Origin of the sequence: Paraburkholderia sp., assembly GCF_035656215.1 — a bacterium.
In the GTDB taxonomy this organism is placed as follows: Bacteria; Pseudomonadota; Gammaproteobacteria; order Burkholderiales; family Burkholderiaceae; genus Paraburkholderia.
Genome location: NZ_DASRSY010000134.1, coordinates 1 through 8,831 on the forward strand (window position 1 = coordinate 1; position 8,831 = coordinate 8,831).

At 62.8% G+C, this 8,831-nt stretch carries 6 protein-coding genes; 3 read left to right on the forward strand and 3 right to left on the reverse strand.

Features of this window, described 5'->3' with window-relative positions; all coding sequences use genetic code 11:
* On the reverse strand, window positions 1-1,217 hold a 1,217-nt coding region (glnS, locus tag VFE81_RS07790; protein ID WP_325044044.1), incomplete at its 3' end, for a glutamine--tRNA ligase.
* Between the two features lie 398 nt (window positions 1,218-1,615).
* On the opposite strand from glnS, the gene ggt reads away from it, so the two are divergent.
* The gene (ggt, locus tag VFE81_RS07795) at window positions 1,616-3,370 is read left to right on the forward strand and encodes a gamma-glutamyltransferase (protein WP_325044045.1); all 1,755 of its coding nucleotides are present in this window, start codon (window positions 1,616-1,618) and stop codon (window positions 3,368-3,370) included.
* 137 nt (window positions 3,371-3,507) lie between these two features.
* Entirely contained in the window at window positions 3,508-4,068 is a 561-nt protein-coding gene (locus tag VFE81_RS07800) for an RBBP9/YdeN family alpha/beta hydrolase (RefSeq protein WP_325044046.1), read from the forward strand.
* Between the two features lie 81 nt (window positions 4,069-4,149).
* Here VFE81_RS07800 and VFE81_RS07805 read toward each other — a convergent pair whose 3' ends face one another.
* Entirely contained in the window at window positions 4,150-5,370 is a 1,221-nt protein-coding gene (locus tag VFE81_RS07805) for a CaiB/BaiF CoA-transferase family protein (RefSeq protein ID WP_325044047.1), read from the reverse strand.
* A gap of 379 nt (window positions 5,371-5,749) precedes the next feature.
* Here VFE81_RS07805 and alaS point away from each other — a divergent pair, with 379 nt between their 5' ends.
* A complete protein-coding gene (gene alaS, locus VFE81_RS07810) occupies window positions 5,750-8,374 on the forward strand; it encodes an alanine--tRNA ligase (protein WP_325044048.1) in 2,625 nt (874 codons plus the stop codon).
* A gap of 90 nt (window positions 8,375-8,464) precedes the next feature.
* On the opposite strand, the gene VFE81_RS07815 is transcribed toward alaS, so the two are convergent.
* The coding region (locus tag VFE81_RS07815) for a LysR substrate-binding domain-containing protein (protein ID WP_325044049.1) at window positions 8,465-8,831 on the reverse strand (367 nt) is incomplete at its 5' end.

The following is an 8,831-nucleotide window of genomic DNA, read 5'->3' on the forward strand; positions in this document are numbered from 1 at the left end:
TCGTCGCGTTCAATCCACAGTTCGCGCGAGATCGGAAACTCGCGGACGCCCTGTTCCGGATGATGCGGGTGGACCGGTGCGCTGCACGGCTCGGTCACGCCTTCAGGGAAGTTGTCGATGATCAGCTTGACCGGATCGAGCACGGCCGCGGTGCGCGGCGCCTTATCATCCAGATCGTCACGCAGCGCGCCTTCGAACACGCTCATGTCGATCCACGAATCGACCTTGGTGACGCCAATACGCTCGCAGAACAACTGGATCGCTGCCGGCGTGAAACCGCGGCGGCGCACACCGACGATGGTCGGCATACGCGGATCGTCCCAGCCCTCGACATGGCCTTCGGTCACCAGTTGCAGCAGTTTGCGCTTGCTGGTGATTGCATAGGTCAGGTTCAGGCGCGAAAACTCGATCTGTTGCGGTAGCGGGCGCGTGAAGACTCCGGCTTCGGCCAGTTCGTTCAGAATCCAGTCGTACAGCGGGCGATGGTCTTCGAACTCGAGCGTGCACAGCGAATGCGTGATGTTTTCCAACGCGTCCGAGATGCAGTGCGTGTAGTCGTACATCGGGTACACACACCATGTGTCGCCGGTACGGTAGTGATGCGCAAAGCGGATCCGGTAGATGACCGGGTCGCGCATGTTGAAGTTCGGCGACGACATGTCGATCTTCGCGCGCAGCACATGCTCGCCTTCCTTGAACTCGCCGGCTTTCATGCGGCGGAACAGGTCGAGGTTTTCCTGTACCGAACGGTCGCGGAAGCGCGACGGTGTGCCGACCTCGGAGGCCGAGCCGCGGTTCGCGCGCATTTCTTCGGCAGACTGGCTGTCCACATACGCTTTGCCGCGTTCGATCAGCAGTTCGGCGAATTCGTACAGCTTGTCGTAGTAGTCGCTCGCGAAGTAGAGCTGTTCGTTGCCGTCTTTTTCCCACTCGAAACCGAGCCAGCGCACGGAGTCGGTGATCGAATCGACGTACTCGACGCTTTCCTTTTCCGGATTCGTATCGTCGAAGCGCAGATGGCACACGCCGCCGTAACTGCGCGCCACGCCGAAATTCAGGCAGATGCTCTTGGCGTGACCAATGTGCAGATAGCCGTTCGGCTCAGGCGGGAAGCGCGTTTCGACGCGCTGACCCCACTTGCCGGAGCGGTTGTCTTCGTCAATGATGTTGCGGATGAAATTGGATGCCGCTGGCGCGTCGTTGCGTTCGGTATTCATGCGAGAAGGTGAAAGTCGGTCGGGGCGCGCAATGCGCCCACTTATCCGTCAATTCTACCTGACGAGTTCGCCCGCGGCAGGCGAGTGCGGCGCGCAGCCAACGTTTGAGCGGTTTCGGCTGTTTTTTGGGGGCGGGCGGGATCCTGCAAGCTGCGTTTAAGGTGCTGTAACAGGAGGTAAAACGGTTTGTTGGCGCATGCGTCGGCGACTTAGGATGCGGGCGGCGCACTCCCCGCCCGCTTGCCACTCGATTTTTTTCGGGGGAGCGCGGTCCACGCCCTGTCGCGCAGCGCGTGCTCGCGCAGTCGCAGTCCAGCCAGGCCACGCTCCCCTTGTCGTTTTGCACGAACCTATGCCATTCGTGCAACATGGCGTCCTTAGTTCCCGGAGTTTCTCGGATGTCCGTCCCCTCGCACGACGCGCCTCGCGCGCCTTTCGCCTCTTTGTCTCTCGTCCGAATCGTGACGGCTGCAGCCATGTTCGGTGCGCTCGCCGGCAGCTTCGTGGCGCCGGCCTCCGCGCTCGCGAAAACACCTCCGCCAAAGGCCGTGCTGGACGCGTCAGCGGTGGCCGTGCCGGATCGCTACAGCGCCGACACCGCGCAGCAGATCTTCGCCGCTGGCGGCAACGCGGTGGACGCCGCTGTCGCGATCGCCTTCACGCTGGCCGTGACCTGTCCGGATGCGGGGAATATCGGCGGCGGAGGGTTCATGACGGTGTTCATGGACGGCAAACCGTACTTTCTCGACTATCGCGAGCGCGCGCCGCAACAGGCGACCCGCGACATGTACCTCGACGATAAAGGCAACCTCGTACCGGGTATGAGCCTCGTCGGCCATCGCGCGGTGGGTGTGCCGGGCACCGTCGAGGGCATGTGGGAAGCGCAGCAGCGCTTCGGCAAGCTGAAGTGGAAACAGGTGCTGGCGCCCGCAATCCGTTACGCTACTGACGACTTCCAGGTGGAGCCGTGGTTGCAGCAGCGCCGCGACGCGGTGGCGAAGAATTTCGCCGGCAAGACCAACTTCAATGCTTACTTCTCGAATCTGAAGGCGGGCGTGATGTTCCGCCAGCCTGAACTTGCGCAAACCCTCTCGCGCATTGCCAGCGATGGAGGCCGTGAGTTCTACGAAGGCCGCACCGCCGATCTGATCGCCCAGCAGATGTACGGCCACGGTCTGGTCACGAAGCAGGACCTGATTCAATACAAGGCCGTCTGGCGCCAGCCGCTCATCGCCGATTGGAACGGCTACAAAATCGTGACCGCGCCGCCGCCGAGTTCGGGCGGTATCGGGCTGATCCAGATGCTGAAGATGAAAGCCGATCTGAAGCAGGCGTTCGATGGCCTCGAGCTGAATTCCGTGCCGTATATCCATCTGATCGCGCAGATCGAAGACCGCGTGTTCGCCGATCGCGAGCAATATATCGGCGACCCCGATTCGTACAAGGTGCCCGTCGACAAACTGACCGATGACGCCTACCTCGCGCAACGCGCGGACGAAGTGAAACCCGACGAAGTGCCAGGCGCCATACCCGTCAAAGGTGGCCTCGGCGACGCACTGCCGGAAAAAGCACAAACCACGCATTTTTCGGTGGTCGACAAGTGGGGCAATGCCGTGTCGAATACCTACACGCTGAACGGATCGTTCGGCTCCGGTGTGGTGGTGGACGGCGGCGGCTTCGTGCTCAACGATGCAATGGACGACTTCGTCACCAGACCGGTTGCCGTTGGCGCGCAGGGTGCAGCGACCGACGACCTGAACACGGTGGCGCCGGGACGCCGGCCGCTTTCGTCGATGACGCCGACCATCCTGTTGAAGGACAACAAGGTGTCGCTCGTGATCGGCACACCCGGCGGCTCGCGAATCCTGACGTCGATCTTTCAGGTGATGACCAATCTGTACGACTTCAATATGGCGGCCGCCGACGCTTTGGCCGCGATGCGATTCCATCATCAGTTGCTGCCGCCGAAGACGATCTATTTTGAGCCGTACAATCCGATCACGGGCGAGCTGGCCGACCAGTTGAAAGCCAAGGGCTACATGCTGGAAGGGCAGTCGTTCAATGGCGACGTGCAGATGATCCGCGTCGAAGGCACGACGCCCGAGCCGGCGGCCGATCCGCGTGGCGTGGGTGTGGGCCGCGTAATGCATTGATCGCGTTGACGCCGGGGCTTCTTTGGCCCGGCGAAGCGAATAATTGCTGAAGCAAATGCAGAAGCGAACTGCGGAAACATACCGCGGAAGCGAACTGGAAAAACGCACCTGAAAAACGAACTATGACGGGGAACGCGATGAGCGGACAAAAACTAAACGTACTCGTGCTGCCGGGCTACCAGAATTCCGGCGTGGGGCATTGGCAGACGCGCTGGGAGGCGCTCGATCCCGCCTTCGTACGCGTGCAGATGTCGGACTGGGATCATGTGGCGCGCGACGCGTGGTGCCGCACGCTCGACGCCGCGGTGGCCGCGGCCGACTCTCCCGTGGTATTCGCCGCGCACAGCCTTGGCTGCCTGACGACCGCCTTCTGGGCGTCGCAATACGCGAGCGCTGCCCAGCTCGCGAAGGTGGCGGGCGCGCTGCTGGTCGCTGTGCCCGATCCGTCCGGGGCACATTTTCCGCAGAATGCCAGCGGTTTCGCGCCGGTGCCGCTTACGCGCTTGCCGTTTGCGAGCATCGTCGTGGCGAGTAGCGACGATCCGTACGGCAGCGTGCCGTTCTCGCAGACCTGTGCGAGCGCATGGGGCAGCCGCTGGATCGACATTGGTCCGCGTGGCCACATCAATGCGGATAGCGGGCTCGGCGATTGGGACGAGGGGCGCCGCTGGCTGGCTTCGCTGGGCGAGCAGCGGTGAGCGCTACATTGCCGGCGGAGCCACATGGCGATTGAGCCGGCAACCCCCCCACGCTGAAAACCGGCACCGTCCAAGCCTGCCTCAAATCACTGACTGTTCCCGCAGCGTGGCAATCCGGGCTTCGTCATAACCCAGCACATCGCGCAGGATACTGGCGGTGTGCTCGCCGAGCATGGGCGGATGGGATAGCGCTTCGGGCGGCGTGCCGGTCATGTTGATCGGATTGCGCACCAGTTTGACCGTGCCGCCCGACGGATGCGGCAGATCGACCCGCATCCCGCGCGCCACCACCTGCTCGTTCTCGAACACCTCACCCAGATCGTTGATCGGCCCGCACGGCACACCGGCCGCTTCCAGCGCGGTAATCCATTGCTGCTTGCCCTGCAGACGCACCATGTCGGCAAGGATCGGCACGAGGATATCGCGGTGGCGCACGCGCGCCGGATTAGTCGCGAATCGCTCGTCGTTGGCGAGCTCGGGGCGCCCGCCTGCCTCGACGAACTTGCGGAACTGGCCGTCGTTGCCGACCGCGACGATGATCCAGCCGTCGCTGGTCTGGAAGGTCTGGTAGGGCACGATGTTCGGATGCGCATTACCCCAGCGCACGGGCGGCTGGCCGCTCGCCAGGTAGTTCGAATTCATGTTGGCCAGCATCGCCACCTGCACGTCGAGCAGCGCCATGTCGATGTACTGGCCTTCGCCCGTTCGGTCGCGATGCGTGAGCGCCGTGAGTACGGCGATGGTCGAATACATGCCGGTCATCAGGTCGGCAATCGCGACGCCGGCCTTTTGCGGACCGCCGCCCGGCTGGCCGTCGCGCTCGCCGGTAATGCTCATGAAGCCGCCAATGCCTTGCACGATGAAGTCGTAACCGGCGCGCTGCGCGTACGGTCCGGTTTGCCCGAAGCCGGTCACCGAGCAGTAGATCAGATCGGGTTTCACTTCCTTCAGCGACGCGTAATCGAGGCCGTACTTCTTCAATTGCCCGACCTTGTAGTTCTCCAGCACCACGTCGCTTTGAGCGGCCAGTTCGCGGATGATCCGCTGGCCTTCGGGCGAAGCGATATCGACGGTGACCGAGCGCTTGTTGCGATTCGCCGCGAGGTAATAGGCGGCCTCGCGCGTGTCGGCGCCTTCCGGTGTTTTCAGGTACGGCGGCCCCCAGTGGCGGGTGTCGTCGCCCACTTCAGGCCGTTCGACCTTGATGACGTCGGCGCCGAAATCGGCGAGCGTCTGCGCGCACCAGGGCCCGGCGAGCACGCGTGTGAGATCCAGCACGCGGATATGACTGAGAGCGCCCATATTCTTCAATGTCTCCTTTGTCGACCGGAGTTAGTGCCAAGCACTTACTCCGGTCCCATGCAAGATGGTTTTGGGTGATGACGCGGCGCGCATGTCGCCGCGGATGTGGGCAATCTTAAGCGATTCCCGCGCGCCGGCGCAGTCAGCCGAACGGCATAGGACGCGTAGCGCGCCTTGCCGTGTCGCTCGCTACCGGCTCAAACGGGACCAAACACGACCAAACGCGGTTAAACCTGGCGAATGGCCAGCGGGGCAGGACCGCCGCCGCGTACGGGCGCCGATCCCGTATAATCAGTCGTTTAGGAAACAAACAGTTGGCGCATCTCCATGATGCCGCCGGTAACAGCCAGGGAACTGGCAAACCCGTCCCCCGCACGCTATGAAAGCCGCCGAAATCCGCGAGAAATTCCTCAAGTTCTTTGAATCGAAGGGCCATACGATCGTTCGCTCGTCGAGCCTTGTGCCCGGCAACGACCCGACACTGCTCTTCACCAATTCGGGAATGGTGCAGTTCAAAGATGTGTTCCTCGGCGCGGAATCGCGTCCGTATTCGCGCGCCACGACCGCGCAGCGCAGCGTGCGCGCCGGCGGCAAGCACAACGATCTGGAAAACGTCGGCTATACCGCGCGTCACCACACGTTCTTCGAAATGCTGGGCAACTTCTCGTTCGGCGACTACTTCAAGCGCGACGCGATCCACTACGCGTGGGAATTGCTGACGGGCGTGTATCAGCTGCCGAAAGACAAGCTGTGGGTGACCGTCTATCACGAAGACGACGAAGCGCACGACATCTGGGCGAAGGAAGTGGGCGTGCCGGTCGAGCGGATCATCCGCATCGGCGACAACAAGGGCGCGCGCTACGCGTCGGACAACTTCTGGCAGATGGCCGACGTCGGGCCGTGCGGCCCGTGCTCGGAAATCTTCTACGACCACGGCCCGGAGGTCTGGGGCGGCCCGCCGGGATCGCCTGAGGAAGACGGCGACCGCTACATCGAGATCTGGAATCTCGTGTTCATGCAATTCAGCCGCGACGCCCAAGGCAACATGACGCCGCTGCCCAAGCAGTGCGTCGACACGGGCATGGGTCTCGAGCGTATCGCCGCGGTTCTGCAGCACGTACACAGCAACTACGAGATCGACCTGTTCCAGGCGCTCATCAAGGCCGCGGGCCGCGAAACCGGCGTGACCGATCTGACGAACAACTCGCTGAAGGTGATCGCCGATCACATTCGCGCGTGCTCGTTCCTGATCGTCGACGGTGTGATTCCGGGCAACGAAGGCCGCGGCTACGTGCTGCGCCGTATCGTGCGCCGCGCGATCCGCCACGGCTACAAGCTAGGCAAGAAGGGTTCGTTCTTCCACCGCATGGTGCCGGACCTCGTCGCACAAATGGGCGGTGCCTATCCGGAACTGAAGGACGCGGAGCAACGCGTGACTGACGTGCTGCGTCAGGAAGAAGAGCGCTTCTTCGAGACCATCGAGCACGGCATGTCGATTCTCGAAAGCGCGCTGGCCGATCTGGAAGCGAAGGGCGGCAAGACGCTCGACGGCGAACTCGCGTTCAAGCTGCACGACACTTACGGCTTTCCGCTCGATCTGACGGCGGACGTGTGCCGCGAGCGCGAAGTAACGGTCGACGAGGCTGCCTTCGACGAAGCAATGGCGCGTCAGCGCGAGCAGGCTCGCGCAGCGGGCAAGTTCAAGATGGCGCAAGGCCTCGAATACTCGGGCGCGAAGACCACGTTCCACGGTTACGAAGAAATCATCTTCGACGACGCGAAAGTGATCGCGTTGTATGTCGACGGCGCGTCGGTGAAGGAAGTGAGCAACGGCCAGCAGGCGATCGTCGTGCTTGACCACACGCCGTTCTACGCGGAATCGGGCGGACAGGTCGGCGACCAGGGCGTGCTGGCGAACGCGAGCGTGCGCTTTGCGGTAACTGACACGCTGAAGGTACAGGCGGACGTGGTTGGCCATCACGGCATGCTCGGGCAGGGCACGCTGAAAGTCGGCGACGTCGTGAAGGCGGAAATCGATGCGGTGCGCCGCGCCCGCACCGGGCGCAATCACTCGGCCACCCACCTGATGCACAAGGCACTGCGCGAAGTGCTCGGCTCGCACGTGCAGCAGAAAGGCTCGCTGGTCGATGCGGATAAGACACGTTTCGACTTCGCGCACAACGCGCCGATGACCGACGAGCAGATCCGTCAGGTCGAAGCGATCGTCAACGCGGAAGTGCTGGCGAACGCGCCGGGCATCGTGCAGGTCATGCCGTTCGACGAAGCGGTGAAGGGCGGCGCGATGGCGCTGTTCGGCGAAAAGTACGGCGACGAAGTGCGCGTGCTCGACCTCGGTTTCTCGCGCGAGTTGTGCGGCGGTACGCACGTGCATCGCACGGGCGACATCGGTTTCTTCAAGATCGTGATGGAAGGCGGCGTGGCTGCCGGTATTCGTCGCGTGGAAGCAATCACGGGCGATAACGCCGTGCGTTTCGTGCAGGATCTCGATGCGCGGATCAATGCGGCTGCGGCCGTGTTAAAGGCGCAGCCGTCGGAGCTGACGCAGCGGATCGTGCAGGTGCAGGATCAGGTGAAGTCGCTGGAGAAGGAACTGAGCGCACTGAAGTCGAAGATGGCGTCGAGCCAGGGCGACGAGCTTGTCGGCCAGGCGATCGAAGTGGCCGGCGTGCATGTGCTGGCGGCCACGCTCGAGGGCGCGGACGTGAAAACGTTGCGCGAAACTGTCGACAAGCTGAAGGACAAACTCAAGAGCGCAGCGATCGTGCTGGCCTCGGTCGAGGGCGGCAAGGTGAGTCTGATTGCCGGTGTGACGGCGGACGCCAGCAAGAAGGTCAAGGCTGGTGAACTGGTCAACTTCGTTGCACAACAAGTTGGTGGCAAGGGCGGCGGACGGCCGGACATGGCGCAAGCCGGCGGCACCGAGCCTGCGAATCTGCCGGCAGCGCTGGCAGGCGTGAAGGGTTGGGTCGAAGCTCAGCTTTGATTCGGGTTTGATTGGGCCACACGGGGCGCTGGTAGTTTTTGCCTTCTGCGTGGCCCAAGTTGTTTTTGTCTTGGTGTGTCTTGCCGTGCATCAAGCCACGCCTACCGCTGCAGCGGCCGGTAACTCCACCGCATCCTCCCCCGACACAAGCGTGTGCCGCAGCGCATTGAGCGCGGACGAAAAATGCCCCCGTCGCCAGACGAGAAGCGTTTCGATCACGCCAATGTCGGGAAGCTCATGAACGGCGATATTGCTCGTATCGGTTTGCAGATCGAGCACTGATCGCGGTGCCACGGCCACCCCCGCGCCTGCGGCGACACAAGCCACGATTGCATGATACGAACCGAGCTCCAGAACGCGAGCCGGCCTCACACCATGCTCCAGATACCACTTCTCGATGTATGCCCGGTAAGCGCACCCGCGCTCGAACGCGATCAACGTCGATAAAGCAATATCC

Coding starts and splice junctions, on each gene's coding strand:
- VFE81_RS07800 (WP_325044046.1), top strand. CDS start 3,508: ATGAGCGGACAAAAACTAAACGTACTCGTGCTGCCGGGCTACCAGAAT.
- ggt (WP_325044045.1), top strand. CDS start 1,616: ATGTCCGTCCCCTCGCACGACGCGCCTCGCGCGCCTTTCGCCTCTTTG.
- VFE81_RS07805 (WP_325044047.1), bottom strand. CDS start 5,370: ATGGGCGCTCTCAGTCATATCCGCGTGCTGGATCTCACACGCGTGCTC.
- alaS (WP_325044048.1), top strand. CDS start 5,750: ATGAAAGCCGCCGAAATCCGCGAGAAATTCCTCAAGTTCTTTGAATCG.